Source organism: Streptococcus sp. 1032 (assembly GCF_013277015.1).
Taxonomy (GTDB): domain Bacteria; phylum Bacillota; class Bacilli; order Lactobacillales; family Streptococcaceae; genus Streptococcus.
In genome coordinates this window covers 63,376-84,940 of sequence record NZ_VMMD01000017.1, presented here as the reverse complement: position 1 = coordinate 84,940, position 21,565 = coordinate 63,376, and the positions used below count along the sequence as shown (strand labels likewise).

Here is a 21,565-nt window from a genome sequence, read left to right as displayed (position 1 = left end):
GATGACAAAGAAACAACTTCACTTGGTGATTGTAACAGGGATGAGTGGCGCAGGGAAAACAGTTGCCATTCAGTCCTTCGAAGATTTGGGTTATTTTACTATTGACAATATGCCGCCAGCTCTCTTGCCTAAGTTTTTGCAGTTGGTAGAAACAAAGGAAGATGACCATAAGTTGGCTTTGGTAGTAGATATGCGTAGCCGTTCTTTCTTTTCAGAGATTCAAGCTGTTTTGGATGAGTTGGAAAACAAGGAAGAACTGGACTTTAAAATTCTCTTTTTGGATGCAGCTGATAAGGAATTGGTCGCGCGTTACAAGGAAACCAGACGGAGTCACCCACTAGCAGCAGATGGACGGATTTTGGATGGAATCAAGCTGGAACGTGAGCTCTTGGCGCCTTTGAAAAATATGAGCCAAAATGTGGTGGATACGACTGAACTCACTCCACGTGAGCTGCGCAAAACACTTGCAGAGCAGTTTTCAGACCAAGAACAAGCCCAGTCTTTCCGTATCGAAGTCATGTCTTTCGGCTTTAAATATGGAATCCCAATTGATGCGGATTTGGTCTTTGATGTCCGTTTCTTGCCAAATCCATACTACCTTCCAGAGTTACGAAATCAAACGGGTGTAGATGAACCAGTGTATCACTATGTCATGAACCACCCTGAGTCCGAAGACTTTTATCAACATTTGTTGGCCTTGATTGAACCGATTTTGCCAAGTTACCAAAAGGAAGGTAAGTCCGTTTTGACCATTGCCATGGGATGTACGGGTGGACAACACCGTAGTGTGGCCTTTGCTAAACGCTTGGCGCAGGACTTATCCAAGAATTGGCCTGTTAATGAAGGGCATCGCGACAAAGACCGAAGAAAGGAAACGGTAAACCGTTCATGAGAAAACCAAAGATAACGGTGATTGGTGGAGGGACTGGGATCCCCGTCATTCTTAAAAGTCTGCGGGAAAAAGATGTGGAAATCGCTGCTATCGTAACGGTGGCGGATGATGGTGGTTCATCAGGTGAACTCCGAAAAAATATGCAGCAATTGACACCGCCAGGTGATCTTCGTAATGTCCTTGTGGCCATGTCGGATATGCCTAAGTTCTATGAGAAGGTCTTTCAGTACCGTTTTTCTGAGGATGCGGGAGCCTTTGCGGGCCATCCGCTGGGAAATCTCATTATCGCTGGTCTGTCAGAGATGCAGGGTTCGACCTATAATGCCATGCAGTTGCTGAGCAAATTTTTCCATACTACTGGGAAGATTTATCCTTCCAGTGACCATCCTTTGACCCTGCACGCAGTCTTTCAGGATGGAACAGAGGTGGCTGGAGAGAGCCATATTGCAGACCATCCAGGCATGATTGACCATGTCTATGTAACCAATACCCTCAACGATGATACGCCTCTGGCTAGCCGTCGAGTAGTCCAGACCATTCTTGAAAGTGACATGATTGTCCTCGGACCTGGTTCTCTCTTTACCTCGATTTTGCCCAATATCGTGATTAAGGAAATCGGGCAGGCGCTTTTGGAAACCAAGGCAGAAATCGCCTATGTCTGCAATATTATGACCCAACGTGGGGAGACAGAACACTTTACAGATAGTGACCATGTGGAAGTCTTGCATCGTCACCTTGGCCGACCTTTTATCGACACTGTCTTGGTGAATATCGAAAAAGTGCCTCAGGAATACATGAATTCCAACCGGTTTGATGAATACTTGGTCCAGGTGGAACATGATTTTGCTGGTCTTTGTAAGCAAGTTCCGCGTGTGATTTCATCCAACTTCCTTCGTCTGGAAAATGGGGGTGCCTTCCACGATGGAGATTTGCTCGTGGACGAGTTGATGCGGATTATACAGGTGAGAAAATGAGTTTCACAGTAGCAGTTAAAGAAGAAATCCTAGGTCAGCACCATCTAAGCCGGCATGAATTATCTGCCATTATCAAGATGTCTGGTAGCATCGGTCTCTCGACCTCGGGCTTGACCCTGTCTGTTGTGACAGAAAATGCTAAGCTAGCTCGTCACCTCTATGAGTCTTTTCTCCATTTCTACGAAATCAAATCAGAAATTCGTCACCACCAACGGAGCAATCTTCGCAAGAATCGGGTCTATACCGTTTTTACAGATGAAAAGGTGCAGGACTTGTTAAGTGATTTGCATTTGGCAGACTCTTTCTTTGGCCTAGAAACAGGTATTGATCAGGCGATTTTATCGGATGAGGAAGCAGGTCGTGCCTATCTTTGTGGTGCTTTCTTGGCAAATGGGAGCATTCGTGACCCTGAGTCAGGCAAGTATCAGTTGGAAATCAGTTCTGTTTATCTGGACCACGCGCAAGGGATTGCCTCCCTTCTCCAGCAGTTTTTACTGGATGCCAAGGTGCTTGAACGCAAGAAGGGAGCTGTGACCTATCTCCAGCGTGCCGAAGATATTATGGACTTTCTTATAGTAATCGGAGCCATGAAGGCGCGTGATGATTTTGAGCGGGTTAAGATTTTGCGGGAAACTCGTAACGATCTTAATCGAGCCAATAATGCGGAGACAGCTAATATCGCTCGGACAGTTTCTGCCAGCATGAAGACTATCAACAATATCAGCAAAATCAAAGATATTATAGGCTTAGAAAATCTGCCAGTGGATTTGCAGGAAGTAGCGCAGTTGCGGATTCAGCACCCAGACTACTCTATCCAACAGTTGGCAGATAGCCTCAGCACCCCTCTGACCAAAAGTGGTGTCAACCACAGACTCAGAAAAATAAATAAATTAGCTGATGAACTATAAAACCAGGCTCTTGTTTTGCGAGGTTCTTTTTTGAAATAAAAAGAGGTTGGGCAAAAAGCAATGTCATTAAGTTAAGAAATTTGGCTCTTTAAAATCAAAAACGCATAATATCCGGTGTTGACTTGAACCGTAATACTATGCGTTTTATTGTGAGAAAATTTATTTCATTTTCTCCTGAAATTGAGTTTTTACCCAGTCTCTAATGAGTTATTTCCAAGTGACCAGTTCGCTCCAAACGCTAACATTCGATATAGTAGAGGTTTCACCAGCTGGAACCCATTTGTTGGTGCCTAAGTATCTAACTTCTAGTTTACGAACGTTTACTGTGTAAGATGCTTTTAGTCTAATATAACCATAAGTGTAGGGTGGTACGTTATGGGAGACTGAGTGATTTAAACTAAGTCCAGCTCCAGACTCCGGAGCAGAAAAGCTAACACCTGCACCTACAGTCAGAGTAGCTCCAGCTTTTCCACCATAGGCAGTTGAACTTACAGGACCTGATGTGGTGCTTTTCTTGTAAGAGTGAGAGTATTTAGTTCTATAGTCTGCAACACCAGTTGCATTAGAACGAGTCTGATACGTAGATTTAGACTCTAAATAGGCGTCTCTAAGTTCAGTCGTATAAAATGACAATAACTCTCCTGTGTTGATATCTTTTACAATACGATTAGATACAATTTCATAATTTGTACCAGGATAGACATCAGCAAAAACCGTAGATGTTGTGACTAAGAATAATAGACTTGATAGTAGAGAGAAAAACAATAGTTTCAGTTTAATCATAACAAATTTCCTTTCTTCATGAGTAAAAGATTATTTTTTCAATCCTTTGAAAGTTATAATGCAACCCGAAATAATACTGAGAGTTCCTACAGGTCTCCAATATAGTTGCCAAAAGAATAAATTTATTCTTTCTTTCAGTGTCGCATAGGGTTCGGCATAATAGGGGTTGATGTGAAATAATAAAAAACCAAAACATAAAACTATGATTCCAGTTAAGAATAAAATGTCCTTATTTACTTTCCTCATAAAACCTCCTTTTATTTTATTTAAAGCGCTTTCTATTATTAGTATACGTCAAAAAAAGAAAAAAACAAGTCTATTTATTTATTTTTTTATATGGTATAATAGAATAGTTGGAGAGTTTTTATATAGCTTTAAAAGGCTGATATGAATACTTTGTATAATCTAATGATTCTTCAAAAAATTTCTTATTCAAACAAGAGCAAAGAGAAGGTGGGCTGCATATCAGAAGTTAGATGTATTTCTGTCTAACTTTTGAGGTGTAGTTCATTTTAAAACCACGAATCCTATGTGACTCGTGGTTCTTTTTTATAAACTAGTAGAGTGTTTTGGTTGTACTTTTTGCTCAGGGTCGATGTAGTTGATAGCATTATTGACAGCAGTTGGAGCTTCTCCGAGACCTGTCGCAATCAAGTCAATTTTTCCGTCATAGTAGCAGCAGTCACCGATAGCATAGATACCTGCTTGGCTAGATTCTTGTTTGCTGTTGACGATAATCTTGTGGCGGTTGAGGTCGAGCCCCCAGTTTTTAAGATTACCGACCGAAGATTTGAAACCATAGTTGACAAAGAGGTGGTCTAGGTCAATCGTTTCGGTTTCATCAGATTTGACTTTTGTGATTTCAAGTTTATCGAGTGCTTTTCCATCTCCAAGGAGTTGGCTAGGAACGAATGGTGTCTTGATGGATACAGATGATTCTTGCAGGGCTTGAACACTGTGTTCCAAGGCACGGAAATTATCTCTGCGGTGAACAAGGGTGGTTGGTGCAATTTTTTCAAAAGCCAAAGCCCAATCCACTGCTGAGTCTCCCCCACCAAGAATCGTCACTTTCTTACCAGAGTATTGCTGGATGTTGGAAACGTGGTAATGGATATTTTCATAGCCCTCAACGCCTTCTAGTTCCAAAGGACGTGGTTTGAAGGCACCGCCACCCATAGCGATGATAACTGTTTTAGTCAGGTGACTTCCTTTAGAAGTCGTGATGGTAAATCCTTCTTCTTGTTTTTCAATCTCAAGAACCGTTTCATTGAGATGAATAGGGGTATCAAATCCATTTAGCTGTTCAATCAAGCGATTAGTCAACTCTTCTCCAGTCAGGTTTGGGAAGCCTGGGACGTCTAGGATTTCTTTTTCAGGGTAGAGAATAGCAGGTTGTCCACCTAGCTGGGGAAGAGAGTCAATGATTTGAACCTTGGCTTGACGTAGGTGGGCATAAAAGGCTGCAAAAAGCCCAACAGGACCACCACCTACAATGGTAATATCATAGAGTTGAGACATGGTTTCTCCTTTGTTTTTTCTAGTCAGTTTATTGTATCATATTTTTGCTCAATGTAAAATGGACTAGGATAGGGAAAAAAATGCCAGAAAATGGTATAATAGGACGAAAGTGTTTTGATAGGGAGGATATCAGGGATGAATTTTCAACAATTATCCAATCTGCAATATTGGACCAGTTTGTTTGCAAGTCCATGGACGATAGCTATCAATCTGATTGATATTTTGATTGTTGCTTATATTTTATACCATTTTACAAAAGCTATTGCAGGAACCAAGATTATGATTTTGGTACGTGGAGTTTTGGTGTTTATTTTAGCTCAAATCCTTGCAAATATGATTGGCTTGACTACGATTTCTTGGTTGATCAATCAAATTATTACTTATGGGGTTATTGCGGCGGTTGTTATCTTCTCTCCAGAGATTCGGACTGGTTTGGAACGTTTGGGAAGAGCGACAGATTTCTTTTCCAATGCCCCTATTAGTGCTGAGGAACAGATGATTCGTGCCTTTGTTAAGTCCGTCGAATACATGAGTCCTCGTAAAATCGGTGCCTTGGTTGCTATTCAGCGTGTACGTACCTTGCAGGAGTATATTTCGACAGGAATTCCCTTAGATGCTAAGATTTCTGCAGAACTTCTCATTAACATTTTTATTCCCAACACTCCCCTACATGATGGTGCGGTGATTATCAGAGAAGAACGTATCGCTGTGACGTCTGCCTATCTGCCCTTGACAGAAAGTACAGGAATTTCCAAGGAATTTGGGACCAGACACCGGGCGGCTATTGGTTTATCAGAAGTCTCAGATGCCTTGACTTTTGTCGTATCAGAGGAAACGGGAGGAATTTCGATAACCTATAATGGAATCTTTAAGCACAACCTAACACTTGATGAATTTGAAACAGAATTACGTGAAATCTTACTTCCAAAAGAGGAAGCAGGTCTTAGTTTTAAAGAACGATTGCTAGGAGGATGGAAACATGAGAAAAAATAGTTTATATATCATATCCTCACTCTTTTTTGCTTGTGTCTTATTTGTCTATGCTACGGCGACGAATTTTCAAAACAGTACCAGTGCTAGGCAGGTAAAAACGGAAACCTATACGAATACAGTAACAAATGTCCCTATTGACATACGCTATAATAGTGATGAGTATTTTATTAGTGGTTTTGCTTCAGAAGTCTCAGTGGTCTTGACTGGTGCAAATCGCCTATCGCTAGCTAGTGAAATGCAAGAAAGTACACGTAAATTCAAGGTTACTGCTGACCTAACAGATGCCAGTGTTGGAACGATTGAAGTTCCTTTGAGCATTGAAGATTTACCCAATGGGCTGACCGCTGTGGCGACTCCGCAAAAAATTACAGTCAAGATTGGTAAGAAGGCTCAGAAGAATAAGGTAAAGGTTGTACCAGAGATTGACCCTAGTCAAATTGATAGTCGGGTACAGATTGAAAATGTCACGCTGTCAGATGAAGAAGTGTCGATTACGAGTGACCAAGAGACATTGGATAGAATTGATAAGATTATCGCTGTCTTGCCAACTAGTGAACGCATAACAGGTAATTACAGTGGTTCAGTACCTTTGCAGGCAATCGACCGCAATGGTGTTGTCTTACCGGCAGTTATCACTCCCTTTGATACAATAATGAAGGTGACTACAAAACCAGTAGCACCAAGTTCAAGCACATCAAATTCAACTACAAGCAGTTCATCGGAGACATCTTCGTCAACGAAAGCAACTAGTTCAAAAACGAATTAAAAATAGAAAAAGGATTTTATAAAAATGGGTAAATATTTTGGGACTGATGGAGTCCGTGGAGAAGCTAACCTAGAACTAACACCAGAATTGGCCTTTAAACTAGGACGTTTTGGAGGCTATGTTCTTAGTCAACATGAAACGGAAGCACCGAAAGTCTTTGTAGGACGGGACACACGTATTTCAGGGGAAATGCTAGAATCTGCCTTGGTGGCAGGTCTACTGTCCGTGGGAATTCACGTTTATAAACTAGGCGTTCTGGCAACACCAGCAGTAGCTTACTTAGTTAAAACTGAAGGAGCAAGTGCCGGTGTCATGATTTCTGCTAGCCACAATCCAGCCCTTGATAATGGGATTAAGTTCTTTGGTGGTGACGGCTTCAAACTAGATGACGAAAAAGAAGCAGAAATTGAAGCCTTGCTAGATGCTGCGGCAGACACTCTTCCTCGTCCAAGTGCAGAAGGCTTGGGCACCTTGGTAGATTATCCAGAAGGTTTGCGTAAGTATGAAGGATACCTTGTTTCAACTGGAACTCCTCTTGATGGAATGAAGGTTGCCTTGGATACAGCTAATGGTGCAGCTTCTACCAGTGCCCGTCAAATATTTGCAGACCTTGGTGCTCAGTTGACTGTTATAGGGGAAACACCAGATGGTCTTAACATCAACCTTAATGTTGGTTCTACGCACCCAGAAGCCCTTCAAGAAGTGGTCAAAGAAAGCGGGTCAGCTATCGGTTTGGCTTTTGACGGAGACAGTGACCGCTTGATTGCTGTTGATGAAAATGGCGACATCGTCGATGGTGACAAGATTATGTACATCATCGGTAAATACCTTTCTGAAAAAGGACAATTGGCCCAAAATACAATTGTGACAACTGTGATGTCTAACCTTGGTTTCCACAAGGCCTTGGACCGTGAAGGTATTAACAAGGTAGTCACTGCAGTTGGCGACCGCTACGTTGTTGAAGAAATGAGAAAATCAGGCTACAATCTTGGTGGTGAACAGTCTGGTCACGTCATCTTGATGGATTACAATACAACAGGTGATGGCCAATTATCTGCTGTTCAATTGACCAAAATCATGAAGGAAACTGGTAAGAGCTTGTCAGAGTTGGCAGCAGAAGTAACCATCTATCCACAAAAATTAGTCAACATTCGAGTGGAAAATGTCATGAAGGAAAAGGCTATGGAAGTGCCAGCTATTAAGGCTATCATCGAGAAGATGGAAGAAGAAATGGCAGGGAATGGTCGTATTCTTGTTCGTCCAAGTGGAACAGAGCCCCTTTTGCGTGTTATGGCAGAAGCGCCTACAACAGAAGAAGTAGACTACTATGTTGATACCATCGCAGATGTAGTTCGAGCTGAAATCGGGATTGACTAAATCCTAGAAAACTAGATGAAAATTAAAAATTATGGTACAATAGCTTATAATATTGTAGCCAAGGGAGAAAGACATGAATCTTAAACGTGAACAAGAATTTGTTAGTCAGTATCATTTTGATGCGCGTAATTTTGAATGGGAAAATGAAAATGGAGCTCCTGAAACTAAGGTGGATGTGAACTTCCAATTGCTCCAACATGACCAAGAAAATCAAGTGACTTCCTTGATTGTCATTTTGACATTTATGATTGTATTTGATAAGTTTGTCATCAGTGGAACCATTTCACAGGTAAATCATATCGATGGCCGTATTGTCAATGAACCAAGTGAATTGAGCCAAGAAGAAGTGGAAACTTTGGCTCGCCCAAGTTTGAACATGCTCAACCGTTTGACTTATGAAGTGACTGAAATTGCATTAGACTTACCAGGAATCAATTTGGAGTTCTAATATGAAACTAGCTGTTATTACAGATTCTTCTGCCTATCTCAGTGCAGAGACCTTGCAAAGAGAAGATTTATTTGTCTTGGATATTCCTGTCAATATTGATGGTGAGGAGTATGTCGAAGGTATCAATCTGACTGCTGAGGAATTTTACCAAAAAATGGCTCAGGCTTCTGAATTGCCTAAGACTAGTCAACCAAGTATTGCCAAGTTAGATGAAATATTAACTTCGCTCAAAGAACAAGGTTATACACATGCCTTGGGGCTTTTCTTATCTTCTGGAATTTCTGGTTTTTACCAAAATATCCAGTATATGGTTGATGACTATGAGGGCTTAACTATTGCTTTTCCAGACACTTTGATTACAAGTGCTCCTCTGGGTATCATGGTTGAAAGCGTCTTTAATTGGCGTGACCAGGGCGATGATTTTGCCAGCATTCAGGAAAAGCTAGCCATTCAAATCAGCCGTACGTCAGCTTTTATCATGGTAGATGATTTAGATCATTTGGTAAAAGGTGGGCGCCTTTCAAATGGGGCTGCCATTTTGGGCAATCTGCTAAGCATTAAGCCAATCCTTTATTTCAACGACCAAGGTGTGATTGAAGTTTACGAAAAAGTTCGTACTGAAAAGAAAGCAACCAAGCGCTTAATTGAAATTATCAAGGAAACAACGGCTTCAGGCCAATATCGGGTCATTGTCATTCATGGAAATGCTCCTGAAAAGGCTGAAGAATTGCGTCAGCACTTGCTAGAATCTGGAGTGGGTTCGGATGTTTCACTTGCTACATTTGGTAGTGTCATTGGAACTCACCTAGGAGCAGGAAGTATTGCTCTGGGTTATATTCCAGTGATTTAGTTGGCACTTCTAGACTAGTTAAGATGCCTTGTATCTTAGAAATTGAACACGGACTACCTGCCTCTTAAAAAAAGATGCCTGTCTGGCCTTTCGTGGAAAGTCAGCGCCATTCCCTATTTTTCATGGGTAGCTAATGTCCTTTGTATCTTAGACAGGAGTAGAGATGAGTATTCGAGTAATTATTGCCGGTTTTAAGGGAAAGATGGGCCAAGCTGCTTGTCAGATGGTCTTGGCTGATCCAGACTTAGATTTGGTAGCAGTTTTGGATCCTTTTGAGTCTGAGTCAGAATGGCAGGGAATTCCTGTTTTCAAGGATAAGGTTGATTTAGCAGGCTTTGAAGCGGATGTCTGGGTAGATTTTACTACTCCAACTGTTGCCTACGAAAATACACGTTTTGCTCTTGAAAATGGCTTTGCTCCAGTAGTTGGAACAACAGGTTTCACAAGTGAAGAAATTGCAGAGCTAAAAGCATTTTCTCGTGAACAAAATTTGGGTGGTTTGGTCGCTCCAAATTTTGCCTTGGGTGCTGTTTTACTCATGCAATTTGCAAGGCAGGCTGCCAAATATTTCCCAAATGTGGAGATTATCGAGCTCCATCATGACAAGAAAAAGGATGCCCCGAGTGGAACAGCTATTAAAACAGCTGAATTGATGGCAGAAGTTCGAGAGTCTATTCAGCAAGGTTCGCCTGATGAGGAAGAATTGATTACTGGTGCCCGTGGTGCTGACTTTGATGGCATGCGGATTCACTCAGTTCGTTTACCAGGCTTGGTAGCCCATCAGGAAGTCATCTTTGGCAATCAGGGAGAAGGATTGACCCTTCGTCATGACTCCTATGATCGCAGCTCCTTCATGACAGGGGTGAATTTGGGAATTAAAGAAGTTGTCAAGCGTCATGAGCTTGTCTATGGATTAGAACACTTATTATGAGATTAACGCAAATGCCTTCTGAATTTCAGAAGGCTTTACCAGTATTAGAAAAAATTAAAGAAGCAGGCTTTGAGGCCTATTTTGTTGGGGGATCTGTTCGAGATGCCCTCCTAAATCGTCCCATCCATGATGTGGATATTGCGACGTCTTCTTATCCAGAAGAAACCAAGCAGATTTTTCCGCGAACAGCTGATATCGGAATCGAGCACGGAACTGTCTTGGTCTTAGATGGGGACGAGGAGTATGAGGTGACTACTTTTCGGACAGAAGATGTCTATGTGGACTATCGTAGACCTAGTGCGGTTTCTTTTGTTCGCTCGCTAGAAGAAGACCTCAAGCGCCGTGATTTTACAGTCAATGCCTTTGCCTTGGACGAGACAGGAGAAATTATTGACTTGTTTCATGGTTTAGAAGATTTGGAAAAGCAAGTCTTACGAGCGGTTGGTGTAGCTAGTGAGCGTTTCAACGAAGATGCTCTACGGATTATGCGTGGTTTCCGTTTTCAGGCCAGTCTTGGCTTTGAACTTGAGCCAGAAACATTTGAAGCTATGAAGACCTTGACGCCACTTTTGGAGAAAATTTCTGTGGAGCGTACCTTCGTTGAGTTTGATAAACTCTTGCTGGCTCCATTTTGGAGAAGGGGCTTGGCTTCCATGATTGAGAGTCAAGCTTATGATTATCTCCCTGATATGGCAGCTAGCCAGGACAAGATCAACAGACTATTTGAATTAGAGACCGATTTTACCTTTGAATCCTCTGAACAAGCCTGGGCGGCTTTACTGTGGGTTTTGGAGATTGAAAATGCGCAGCCATTTTTGAAGGCTTGGAAGACCTCACGCCAGTTTGCTAAGCAAGTTCAGGATTTGCTGACTATTTTGGCCTTGCGTGAAAAGGGAGAGTTGAGCAAGCGCGATTGTTATCGCTTTGACTTGGAGTTGCTTTTACAGGCTGAAAATCTTCGTCAGGCCCAAGGAAAAGAAGTCAATTCGCAAGTCATCACAGAAACCTACCAGAGCTTGACCATTCATGACAAGAAAGAAATTCAGATTAACGGTGGTATTTTGATCAAGGAATATGGTTATCAACCAGGTCCTGACTTGGGAGAGATTTTAACAGAGATTGAGTATGCCATTGTCGATGGAGAATTGGAAAATGACCGACAAGCCATCCATGCTTATCTGAGGGAGAAAAAATGAGTGATTTTATCGTTGAAAAACTAAATAAATCCGTCGGTGATAAGACCGTTTTTAAGGATATTTCCTTTATTATCCATGACCTAGACAGAATTGGTCTGATTGGTGTCAATGGAACGGGGAAGACCACCCTTTTGGATGTCCTTTCTGGTGTTTCTGGCTTTGATGGGGATGTCAGTCCTTTTTCAGCTAAAAATGATTACCAGATTGGTTACTTGACCCAGGATCCTGATTTTGATGATAGTAAGACGGTCTTGGATACGGTTCTTTCCAGCGACCTCAAGGAAATCCAGCTTATTCGTGAGTATGAATTGATCATGCTCAACTATAGCGAGGACAAGCAGGCGCGTTTGGAACGGGTCATGGCAGAAATGGACTCTCTCCAAGCTTGGGAAATTGAGAGTCAGGTAAAGACTGTTCTCAGCAAGCTGGGTATTCAGAATTTATCTACTCCAGTTGGAGAATTGTCAGGTGGTCTAAGAAGACGAGTCCAATTGGCGCAAGTTTTACTTGGCAACCACGACCTCTTGCTTTTGGATGAGCCGACCAACCATCTGGATATTGCGACTATTGAGTGGCTGACCCTCTTTTTGAAAAATTCTAAGAAGACAGTTCTCTTTATCACCCACGACCGTTATTTCCTAGACGCTTTGTCAACACGGATTTTCGAATTGGATCGCGCAGGCTTGACAGAATATCAGGGGAATTATCAGGACTATGTTCGCCTTAAGGCGGAACAGGACGAGCGTGATGCGGCTCTTCTCCACAAAAAGGAACAACTTTATAAGCAAGAATTGGCCTGGATGCGCAGACAACCGCAGGCGCGTGCGACCAAGCAGCAGGCTCGTATCAATCGTTTCCATGACTTGAAGAAAGAGGTTTCAGGCAGTAGTGCTGAGACAGACTTGACTATGAACTTTGAAACCAGTCGTATTGGGAAGAAAGTCATCGAGTTTCAGGATGTTTCCTTTGCCTATGAAAACAAGCCTATTTTGCAAGATTTTAATCTCTTGGTGCAGGCTAAAGATCGTATTGGAATTGTTGGGGACAACGGTGTTGGGAAATCAACTCTCCTTAACTTGATTGCAGGAAGTCTTGAGCCGACAGCAGGCCAAGTTGTGATTGGGGAAACTGTTCGCATCGCCTATTTCTCTCAGCAAATTGAGGGCTTGGATGAAAGCAAGCGTGTTATCAATTACCTGCAGGAAGTGGCAGAAGAGGTCAAGACCAGTGGTGGTTCTAGTACTTCGATTGCAGAGCTGCTGGAGCAGTTCCTTTTCCCACGTTCGACGCATGGAACCTTGATTGAGAAATTGTCAGGTGGCGAGAAAAAACGTCTTTATCTCCTCAAACTGCTCTTGGAAAAACCAAATGTTCTTCTCTTGGATGAACCGACAAATGACCTAGACATTGCAACCTTGACAGTTTTGGAGAATTTCTTACAAGGCTTTGCTGGTCCAGTTTTGACTGTTAGTCACGACCGCTATTTCTTGGATAAGGTAGCGACTAAGATTCTCGCTTTTGAAGATGGCAAGATTCGTCCTTTCTTTGGTCATTACACCGACTATCTTGATGAAAAAGCCTTTGAAACAGAGATGGCCAATCAAGTACAAAAGGTCGAAAAGGAAAAAGTAGTCAAGGTTCGAGAAGAGAAGAAACGCATGACCTACCAAGAAAAGCAGGAGTGGGCAAGCATTGAAGGTGATATTGAAGCCTTGGAAAACCGTATCGCTGCGATTGAAGAGGAAATGCAGGCCAACGGCTCTGACTTTGGTAAGCTGGCTACTCTCCAAAAAGAACTGGATGAGAAAAACGAAGCACTTCTTGAAAAATACGAACGCTATGAGTATTTAAGTGAGTTTGATAGCTAGAAGAATGGAAAAATCCCGTCTCATGGACAGGATTTCTCTATTCTTTTTTGGTTTCTTGATGAAAGATATTTTGCCAGGTTTCGTGGCGGCGCCAGATACTGGTATGGACGATACCATCTAACTCATAGCAGATGAGTTTTGTTTTCTGACTGATGGAAGTGATTTGGATGTCCTTGATAGCAGCATTCAAGTCTTTTTCGGCTTTATAAGCCTCTTTATCCATCTGCTCTCCATCCTGACGAATATAGACAAAATCGTCAGCCAAGAGTTCTTCCAGTTGATTTCCTTGATCAATCAATTGTTCACGCATAAGCAATTTTTTATAGACATTGTCTAAAATTTCATCCTCAGGGATAGGTGCTGGCTCGATATGGACATCGGTGTCAAAGACGCCAAAACGCTCCTCCAGCATAGACTCGACCTGATCCGCGATTTCATGACTCTCAAAAACAGATAAGTCAGGATTCATTTCTAGCGTAATATCAAGGTAAATGTTGCTACCGTAGGTGCGACCTCTTTGCGACTTAACCTTGCTGATCTTGGGAATTTCCATAATGGCCTTTTGATAGTCCTCAAGCAGACGATCGTCAAAGCCATCTGAAAGACTAAAGGAAGACTCGATAAAGATATCATAGGCGGTCTTCAAGATAAAGAAAGTGATGATAATGGCAACCAGTTTATCTACAATCGGATAATTGAAACTGCTAGCTAGGATGGCAATAGTCGTACCAAGTGAGGTAACAGCATCAGAAAGATTGTCCTTGGCGGCAGCCTTTAGTGCCTTGGAGTTGGATTTCTTACTGAGGCGAGTGTTGTAGAGATACACCACAAACATAATCGCTGCAGACATAATTCCTAGAGTTGCACCCAGAGGATCAATGACCGTTTCTTCCCGACTGAGAATCTTTTGAATGGTATCCCTCAGCACATCAAAGCCGACATAAAACATGATGATGGAAGTGATTAAGCTAGCCAAATCTTCAATCTTCCAGTGACCAAAACGGTGGTCTCGGTCAGCAGGTTGGCGCGCCATCCGAATGCCAATCAAGAGGGCCACATTTCCAATGATGTCCGATATGTTGTTAAAACCATCGGCCACCAAACTGGATGAATGAAGGAGGTGGCCTGTTGCTAATTTTGCTGCAGATAAGATCAAATAGGTTGAAATACTGATAATGGCTCCACGCTCAGCTAACTTGAGATTTGAAATAGATTGCTTCATTCAACTTCCTTTCCAGTCACATAGCATTCTACCATTATACTGGTTTTCAAGGGAAAATTCAAATAGGACAGATAAAACTAAGAAAATACAAAGCAGAAAATGCTTTTTTTTTTTAGGAAATATGATAGACTGATAAAGTGAAAAGTTGAGGTGAATAAAATTGAAAAAAATGAGTATTTTAGCGATGAGTATTTCTTTGCTCTTTACTGTTTTAGTCTGGTTCTCGATGGTAACAAATGTCAAACAAGGGATACCGTTTTCAGATGCTAGTATTTTTGAATATTTTGGGTATGCAATGAATCGAGGAGAATTGATGTATGCAAACCTATTTGATCATAAGGGGCCAGTCGTTTTTTTACTGAATTACCTAGGATATCTTATTGGTGGTGCGTTAGGAATTAAATTTTTATACCTATTTTGCACATTTCTATTCTTTATAGCTAGTTATAAGATTTCAAGGTTATTTACTGGAAATAAGCAAACAATTTTAACTTTAGCAATTATCTTTATAATTTATGAGTATTTTTTTGATGGCGGTTGGAGTTTAGAAGGTTTTATTTTACCTTTTTTGGCTTATTCATTATACATTTTTTTAAAACTGTTTATACAAAATGATTTCAGTAAAAATGACATCGTAGTATCAGGTGCGTTTTTCGCTATTGTATTTTTTACGAAAGCAAATATGATAGGGATTTGGCTTGTATTTTGTATTTATGTATTGATTGATTTTATACTAAAGAAAGTATACAGGGACTTGTTTTCTTTGATAGGATTATTTTTCCTTGGAATATTAATACCAACTATCCCTTTGTGCCTATATCTGTTATCAAAGGGCATCTTTTTTGAAATGGTATACCAGTCGATTGGAATTAATTTTATTTATACTACAGAGTCTAATAACGTTTCGATGTATGAGATTATCAGATGGTACATTTCTCAAACAAATCTCTTAAGTCTTAATTTATTGATGTTATTTTCCTTGATACCACTATGGAAGAAATTTGGAATAAAATCAATCTTCTATCATTTTGTTTTTATTGTTTGTTTACTTCTGGCTCTTATCTCAAAAAGAAGCTATGGTCATTACATTTTAGTAATGCTCCCGATTTTGATTCCATATATTTCCTATTTATTTCATAGCATATCCAAGAAAATGTCTTTTCAAGTATTTTTTGTCTTATTCTTAGGATTTATTATTATATACCAGAATGATGTAAAATCCATCATGAAAAGTATGAATACAAGATATCTGAATAGATCTGAGAAACAGCAACGCGTTGCTAGCTATATAGAGAAAAATACATCGATGGATGACCGAATTTATACACACCGTCAAAATGGAACAATTTATTTGTATAGTGAACGGCTAGCTAGTACAAAATTTTTCTTCATCCCAGCTGTGACAGATGATCGAGTTATTATTGATGAGTTTAAAAAATCTATACAAGAAAATCCTCCTATCTATATTGTATTTGATACTGAATGGGATTATGGTAAGAGGACTGACTCTTTTATTAAGGATTATATTAGAGTAAATTATCACTTAGAAAAACAGATTGATACAGCTATGATTTATAGAAAAGGAGGAGAAAAAGATGAGTAGACAAAAGCCAATTTTATATATAGTTATTCCATGTTATAACGAAGAGCAAGTCTTACCACATACTAATCCAATGTTTGTTGAAAAAATTGAACAATTAGTACAGAAAGAAGAAATCCATCCTCTTAGTAAAATCATGTATGTAAATGATGGTAGTAAGGATCAGACTTGGGAACTGATAGAAAGTTATGCTAAAACCAACCCTTCTGTAGTTGGCGTGTCACAAAGTCGTAACAGAGGTCATCAAAGTAGTGTCCTTGCCGGTATGTATGAGGCTATTCAGTTTGCTGATATAGTCATTACCATTGATGCCGATGGACAAGATGATATTAACTGCATGGATAAGATGATTTCTGAGTATAAAAGTGGTTCTGAAATTGTCTATGGTGTACGTGATAATCGTGATACGGACTCTGCTTTTAAACGAATTACAGCCGAAGGTTTTTATAAAGTGCTGCGCCTATTTGGGGCAGAAGTTGTTTTTAATCATGCAGACTATAGATTGGTATCAAAAAGATTTTTGCAGGAGTTAGAGAGGTTCCAAGAAGTTAATCTTTTTCTTCGTGGTTTAATGCCCTTAGTTGGTTTTAAATATTCTTACGTTTCATATAAGCGCCATGAACGAATTGCTGGTGAGAGCCACTATCCACTATCTAAAATGCTTGGTTTGGCTATGGATGGTATTACCAGTTTATCAATCAAACCGATTCGTTTGATTACAAGTTTTGGGGTCTTGACATCACTCTTTAGCTTTCTGTTGATTATTTGGGTTTTATGGAGTAAGTTTGCTGGTACGGTTGTGGCTGGTTGGGCAAGCACCTATGCAATAGTTAGTTTACTTGGTGGAGTACAATTGATTAGTTTGGGAGTAATTGGTGAGTATATTGGAAAGATTTACCTGGAAACGAAACGTCGTCCTAGATATATTATCAGTGAACGTACTTTTGATAAGGATAGAATTTTATAGAATCTTTACTCTTTGAAAATTTTTCAAAATTTGGTATAATAGAACTACTCAAGGGAGTAGCTGGCAGAAACCTGCGATAGTGTCGTCATTCCGAATTTTATACTGAAAAGTATGCTTTCCGGCACTATCTTAAACAGCGAGACTTGTTATGATTAACAGGTCTCTTTTTGTTTGTCGTGAAAAGATATGACAGAAAGAGAGTCTGTTTTGCACACAATGTCAAGGAGGAGACACATGTCAAAAGAACAAAAACGCCAAGCGTTTTACACTCAGAGTCCTGAAGAGGTCTTGAAGGCTGTGGATGCGACCGAGCAAGGTTTGTCATCAAGTGAGGCAGAAAAGCGCCTTGCTGAATTTGGCCACAATGAACTCGAAGAAGGTGAGAAACGATCAATCCTGGTCAAATTTATCGAGCAATTTAAGGATTTGATGATTATCATCCTAGTTGCGGCAGCAATCTTGTCAGTTGTGACTTCTGGTGGGGAAGATATCGCAGATGCCATTATCATCCTAGCCGTGGTTATCATCAATGCTGCCTTTGGTGTTTACCAAGAAGGAAAAGCAGAAGAAGCCATCGAAGCCCTCAAATCTATGTCTAGTCCAGCTGCCCGCGTTCTTCGTGATGGGCACATGGCTGAGATTGACTCTAAAGAATTGGTACCAGGTGATATCGTCGCTCTCGAAGCTGGTGATGTAGTACCTGCAGACCTACGTTTGCTAGAAGCCAACTCTCTTAAAATCGAAGAAGCAGCTCTTACAGGTGAGTCTGTTCCAGTTGAAAAAGACTTGACAGTTGAACTTGCTGCAGATGCTGGTATCGGTGACCGTGTCAATATGGCCTTCCAAAACTCAAATGTGACTTATGGTCGTGGGATGGGTGTTGTTGTCAATACAGGGATGTACACTGAAGTTGGTCACATCGCAGGTATGCTTCAAGATGCGGATGAGACAGATACACCACTTAAACAAAACTTGAACAACCTTTCTAAGGTCTTGACCTATGCTATCTTGGTTATTGCCCTTGTTACTTTTGTAGTGGGTGTCTTCATTCAAGGGAAAAATCCACTTGGTGAGTTGATGACCTCTGTTGCGCTTGCCGTTGCAGCTATTCCAGAAGGGCTCCCAGCTATCGTAACTATCGTTCTTGCCCTTGGTACTCAAGTTTTGGCAAAACGTAACTCTATCGTTCGTAAGTTGCCTGCAGTAGAAACGCTTGGTTCAACTGAAATCATCGCTTCTGATAAGACTGGTACGCTGACTATGAACAAGATGACAGTCGAGAAAGTCTTCTACGATGCAGTCCTACATGACTCAGCTGACGACATTGAGCTAGGTCTTGAAATGCCTCTTCTTCGTTCAGTTGTTTTGGCTAATGATACGAAAATCGATGTGGAAGGCAATCTGATTGGTGACCCAACGGAAACAGCCTTTATCCAGTATGCCTTGGACAAGGGCTACGATGTCAAAGGATTTTTAGAGAAATATCCTCGTGTAGCTGAGTTACCATTTGACTCTGACCGTAAGCTCATGTCAACGGTTCACCCATTGCCAGATGGACGCTTCCTCGTAGCCGTTAAAGGTGCGCCAGACCAACTTTTGAAACGTTGTGTTTTTCGAGACAAGGCTGGGGATATTGCTCCGATTGATGAGAAGGTTACAAACCTCATTCATACAAACAACTCTGAAATGGCCCATCAAGCCTTGCGTGTCCTTGCAGGAGCTTATAAGATTATCGATAGCATTCCAGAAAATCTCACTTCTGAAGAGCTTGAAAATGATTTAATCTTCACTGGTTTGATTGGGATGATTGACCCTGAACGTCCTGAGGCAGCTGAGGCTGTTCGTGTGGCTAAGGAAGCTGGAATCCGTCCAATCATGATTACGGGTGATCACCAAGACACTGCAGAAGCCATTGCTAAACGATTGGGAATCATTGATGCAAATGATACAGAAGGACACGTTTTAACTGGTGCTGAACTCAATGAACTGTCAGATGAAGACTTTGAAAAAGTAGTTGGTCAATACTCTGTTTATGCCCGTGTGTCTCCAGAGCACAAGGTTCGTATCGTTAAGGCCTGGCAAAAACAAGGTAAGGTCGTTGCCATGACAGGTGACGGTGTCAATGATGCGCCAGCTCTGAAAACAGCAGACATCGGTATCGGTATGGGAATCACTGGTACAGAGGTTTCTAAGGGAGCTTCTGACATGATTCTTGCAGATGATAACTTTGCGACTATTATCGTCGCAGTGGAAGAAGGACGTAAGGTCTTCTCAAACATTCAAAAGACTATTCAGTACCTACTTTCTGCCAATACTGCTGAAGTATTGACTATCTTCCTATCAACCTTGTTTGGTTGGGATGTCTTGCAGCCAGTTCATCTTTTGTGGATCAACTTGGTAACGGATACCTTCCCAGCAATTGCACTAGGTGTTGAACCTGCTGAGCCTGGCGTCATGAACCATAAACCACGTGGACGCAAGGCAAGCTTTTTCTCAGGTGGTGTTTTGAGTTCTATCATCTATCAAGGTGTACTCCAAGCAGCTATTGTTATGAGTGTTTATGGCCTTGCGATTGCTTACCCAGTACATGTGGGTGATAATCATGCCATTCATGCTGATGCTCTAACTATGGCCTTTGCAACCCTTGGTTTGATTCAGCTCTTCCATGCCTACAATGTCAAGTCTGTATACCAATCCATCTTGACAGTTGGTCCATTCAAGTCTAAGACCTTTAACTGGTCCATCTTGGTATCCTTCATTCTTCTCATGGCAACAATCGTCGTAGAACCGCTTGAAGGAATCTTCCACGTAACCAAACTAGACTTGTCTCAATGGGGAATTGTTATGGCTGGAAGCTTCTCAATGATTATTATTGTCGAAATCGTTAAATTTATCCAACGTAAACTCGGTTTTGACAAGAATGCGATTTAAGGGAGGTTTCGGATGTCAGCATATCAATTACCGACCGTATGGCAGGATGAAGCTAGTAATCAAGGAGCTTTTACGGGATTAAATAGACCAACAGCAGGTGCACGTTTCCAACAAAACTTGCCAAAAGGGGAACAAGCTTTTCAGCTTTATTCACTGGGAACACCAAATGGTGTGAAGGTCACTATCTTATTGGAAGAATTACTAGAAGCTGGTTTTGAGCAAGCTGCTTACGATTTGTATAAGATTGCTATTATGGATGGGGATCAATTCGGCTCAGACTTTGTGAAGCTCAATCCAAATTCCAAGATTCCGGCTTTATTGGATCAGTCAGGGGCTAAAGATGTAAGAGTCTTTGAGTCTGCTCATATTCTTTTATACCTTGCTGAGAAATTTGGAGCCTTTTTACCAAGCAATCCTATGGAAAAGGTAGAAGTTTTGAATTGGCTATTCTGGCAAGCAGGTGCAGCACCTTTTCTAGGTGGGGGATTTGGACATTTCTTCAATTATGCTCCTGAAAAATTGGAATATCCTATTAACCGTTTTACGATGGAAGTGAAACGTCAGTTGGATTTGTTGGATAAGGAATTGGCTCAGAAACCTTATATTGCAGGCAATGACTATACGATTGCAGATATTGCTATCTGGTCTTGGTATGGCCAGTTGGTTCAAGGAAATCTTTACCAAGGTTCTGCAAAATTCTTGGATGCCTCAAGTTATCAAAATCTAGTAAAATGGGCAGAAAAAATTGCCAATCGTCCAGCTGTTAAGCGTGGCTTGGAAGTAACTTATAAAGAAATTAAATAGCAAAAAAGTCATCTTCGGATGGCTTTTTGCTACAGTTGAGGGAAAGGGCTTGCAGTTATCGGCTTTTGTGCTATAATTGCTATAATATAGTAAAAAAACAAGAGGAGTGTGAGGAAGTGGAAAAGAAAATTGTGAAGGATATTTTGTTTTTATCTCAGGTATCTCAGCCGGCAAGTCAGGATGATCTGTATCTTGCCAGAGATTTACAAGATACGCTCTTAGCAAATCGTGAGACCTGCGTTGGTCTGGCTGCCAATATGATTGGGGTGCAGAAGCGCGTGATTATTTTTAATCTTAGCTTGGTTCCCGTGGTCATGTTTAACCCAGTGCTCCTGTCCTCTGAAGGAGCTTATGAGACAGAGGAAGGTTGTTTGTCCTTGGTAGGTGTGAGATCTACTAAGCGTTATGAAACCATAAGGGTTGCTTATCGTGACAGCAAGTGGCAGGAACAGACCATTACTTTGACAGGTTTCCCAGCTCAGATTTGCCAGCATGAGCTGGATCACTTGGAAGGACGAATCATTTAGGAGGAAAGCA

The 21,565-nt window shown here is 41.2% G+C and carries 19 protein-coding genes; 16 read left to right on the top strand and 3 right to left on the bottom strand.

The genetic code is table 11. From position 1 onward, the window contains the following. Nucleotide 1 precedes the first annotated feature (1 nt). The 3 genes from rapZ to whiA are packed head-to-tail and all read left to right on the top strand — an operon-like array spanning nt 2 to nt 2,774. On the top strand, nt 2-892 hold the full coding sequence (gene rapZ / locus HT711_RS06610) for an RNase adapter RapZ (protein WP_050389336.1): 891 nt from the start codon (nt 2-4) through the stop codon (nt 890-892). Beyond that, on the top strand, nt 889-1,866 hold the full coding sequence (locus HT711_RS06605) for a YvcK family protein (RefSeq protein ID WP_042901353.1): 978 nt from the start codon (nt 889-891) through the stop codon (nt 1,864-1,866). The genes rapZ and HT711_RS06605 overlap by 4 nt, the downstream gene beginning before the upstream one ends. Next, nucleotides 1,863-2,774 carry a DNA-binding protein WhiA gene (gene whiA, locus HT711_RS06600; protein WP_173234792.1) on the top strand — a complete coding sequence of 304 codons (912 nt, stop codon included), beginning with the start codon at nt 1,863-1,865 and terminating at the stop codon, nt 2,772-2,774. The genes HT711_RS06605 and whiA overlap by 4 nt, the downstream gene beginning before the upstream one ends. 207 nt (nt 2,775-2,981) lie before the next feature. Here the strand turns inward: whiA and HT711_RS06595 are convergent, their stop codons facing one another. Together HT711_RS06595 and HT711_RS06590 are read right to left on the bottom strand one after the other, a co-directional pair. Next, nucleotides 2,982-3,557 carry a hypothetical protein gene (locus HT711_RS06595; RefSeq protein WP_000593540.1) on the bottom strand — a complete coding sequence of 192 codons (576 nt, stop codon included), beginning with the start codon at nt 3,555-3,557 and terminating at the stop codon, nt 2,982-2,984. A 549-nt stretch (nt 3,558-4,106) separates the two neighbouring features. Beyond that, nucleotides 4,107-5,075 (bottom strand): NAD(P)/FAD-dependent oxidoreductase, encoded by a 969-nt coding sequence (locus HT711_RS06590; RefSeq protein WP_173249897.1) that lies wholly within the window; start codon nt 5,073-5,075, stop codon nt 4,107-4,109. A 135-nt stretch (nt 5,076-5,210) separates the two neighbouring features. Here HT711_RS06590 and cdaA point away from each other — a divergent pair, with 135 nt between their 5' ends. From cdaA to HT711_RS06550, 8 genes are all read left to right on the top strand, one after another. Then, entirely contained in the window at nt 5,211-6,068 is an 858-nt protein-coding gene (cdaA, locus tag HT711_RS06585; RefSeq protein WP_101501303.1) for a diadenylate cyclase CdaA, read from the top strand. After that, nucleotides 6,055-6,834 carry a CdaR family protein gene (locus tag HT711_RS06580; protein ID WP_084358166.1) on the top strand — a complete coding sequence of 260 codons (780 nt, stop codon included), beginning with the start codon at nt 6,055-6,057 and terminating at the stop codon, nt 6,832-6,834. The genes cdaA and HT711_RS06580 overlap by 14 nt, the downstream gene beginning before the upstream one ends. A gap of 24 nt (nt 6,835-6,858) precedes the next feature. After that, complete coding sequence (gene glmM, locus HT711_RS06575; protein ID WP_173249896.1) at nt 6,859-8,211, top strand: phosphoglucosamine mutase; 1,353 nt, start codon at nt 6,859-6,861, stop codon at nt 8,209-8,211. Between the two features lie 73 nt (nt 8,212-8,284). Next, nucleotides 8,285-8,659 carry a DUF1149 family protein gene (locus tag HT711_RS06570; protein ID WP_001050088.1) on the top strand — a complete coding sequence of 125 codons (375 nt, stop codon included), beginning with the start codon at nt 8,285-8,287 and terminating at the stop codon, nt 8,657-8,659. Nucleotide 8,660: 1 nt separating this feature from the next. Beyond that, nucleotides 8,661-9,509: a DegV family protein gene (locus HT711_RS06565; protein ID WP_173234782.1), complete on the top strand. Its 849-nt coding sequence runs from the start codon at nt 8,661-8,663 to the stop codon at nt 9,507-9,509. 163 nt (nt 9,510-9,672) lie between these two features. After that, nucleotides 9,673-10,440 (top strand): 4-hydroxy-tetrahydrodipicolinate reductase, encoded by a 768-nt coding sequence (gene dapB, locus HT711_RS06560; protein ID WP_173234780.1) that lies wholly within the window; start codon nt 9,673-9,675, stop codon nt 10,438-10,440. Then, nucleotides 10,437-11,636: a CCA tRNA nucleotidyltransferase gene (locus HT711_RS06555; RefSeq protein ID WP_345890044.1), complete on the top strand. Its 1,200-nt coding sequence runs from the start codon at nt 10,437-10,439 to the stop codon at nt 11,634-11,636. The genes dapB and HT711_RS06555 overlap by 4 nt, the downstream gene beginning before the upstream one ends. Continuing rightward, the gene (locus HT711_RS06550) at nt 11,633-13,504 is read left to right on the top strand and encodes an ABC-F family ATP-binding cassette domain-containing protein (RefSeq protein ID WP_173234776.1); all 1,872 of its coding nucleotides are present in this window, start codon (nt 11,633-11,635) and stop codon (nt 13,502-13,504) included. The genes HT711_RS06555 and HT711_RS06550 overlap by 4 nt, the downstream gene beginning before the upstream one ends. A 37-nt stretch (nt 13,505-13,541) precedes the next feature. On the opposite strand, the gene mntE is transcribed toward HT711_RS06550, so the two are convergent. Beyond that, nucleotides 13,542-14,726 (bottom strand): CDF family manganese efflux transporter MntE, encoded by a 1,185-nt coding sequence (gene mntE, locus HT711_RS06545; protein ID WP_112445507.1) that lies wholly within the window; start codon nt 14,724-14,726, stop codon nt 13,542-13,544. A 160-nt stretch (nt 14,727-14,886) separates the two neighbouring features. Between mntE and HT711_RS11270 the strand changes: the two genes are divergently transcribed. The 5 genes from HT711_RS11270 to HT711_RS06520 all read left to right on the top strand — a co-directional run bounded on the left by HT711_RS11270 (nt 14,887) and on the right by HT711_RS06520 (nt 21,555). Then, entirely contained in the window at nt 14,887-16,329 is a 1,443-nt protein-coding gene (locus HT711_RS11270) for a hypothetical protein (RefSeq protein ID WP_240148991.1), read from the top strand. Next, on the top strand, nt 16,322-17,293 hold the full coding sequence (locus HT711_RS06535) for a glycosyltransferase family 2 protein (RefSeq protein WP_173234774.1): 972 nt from the start codon (nt 16,322-16,324) through the stop codon (nt 17,291-17,293). Before HT711_RS11270 ends, HT711_RS06535 begins: the two co-directional genes overlap by 8 nt. A 234-nt stretch (nt 17,294-17,527) precedes the next feature. Then, nucleotides 17,528-20,224 carry a cation-translocating P-type ATPase gene (locus HT711_RS06530; protein WP_173234772.1) on the top strand — a complete coding sequence of 899 codons (2,697 nt, stop codon included), beginning with the start codon at nt 17,528-17,530 and terminating at the stop codon, nt 20,222-20,224. A gap of 12 nt (nt 20,225-20,236) precedes the next feature. Beyond that, nucleotides 20,237-21,028 (top strand): glutathione-dependent disulfide-bond oxidoreductase, encoded by a 792-nt coding sequence (yghU, locus tag HT711_RS06525; RefSeq protein ID WP_173234770.1) that lies wholly within the window; start codon nt 20,237-20,239, stop codon nt 21,026-21,028. A 116-nt stretch (nt 21,029-21,144) separates the two neighbouring features. After that, nucleotides 21,145-21,555: a peptide deformylase gene (locus HT711_RS06520; RefSeq protein WP_173249895.1), complete on the top strand. Its 411-nt coding sequence runs from the start codon at nt 21,145-21,147 to the stop codon at nt 21,553-21,555. The last annotated feature ends 10 nt before the right edge of the window (nt 21,556-21,565 follow it).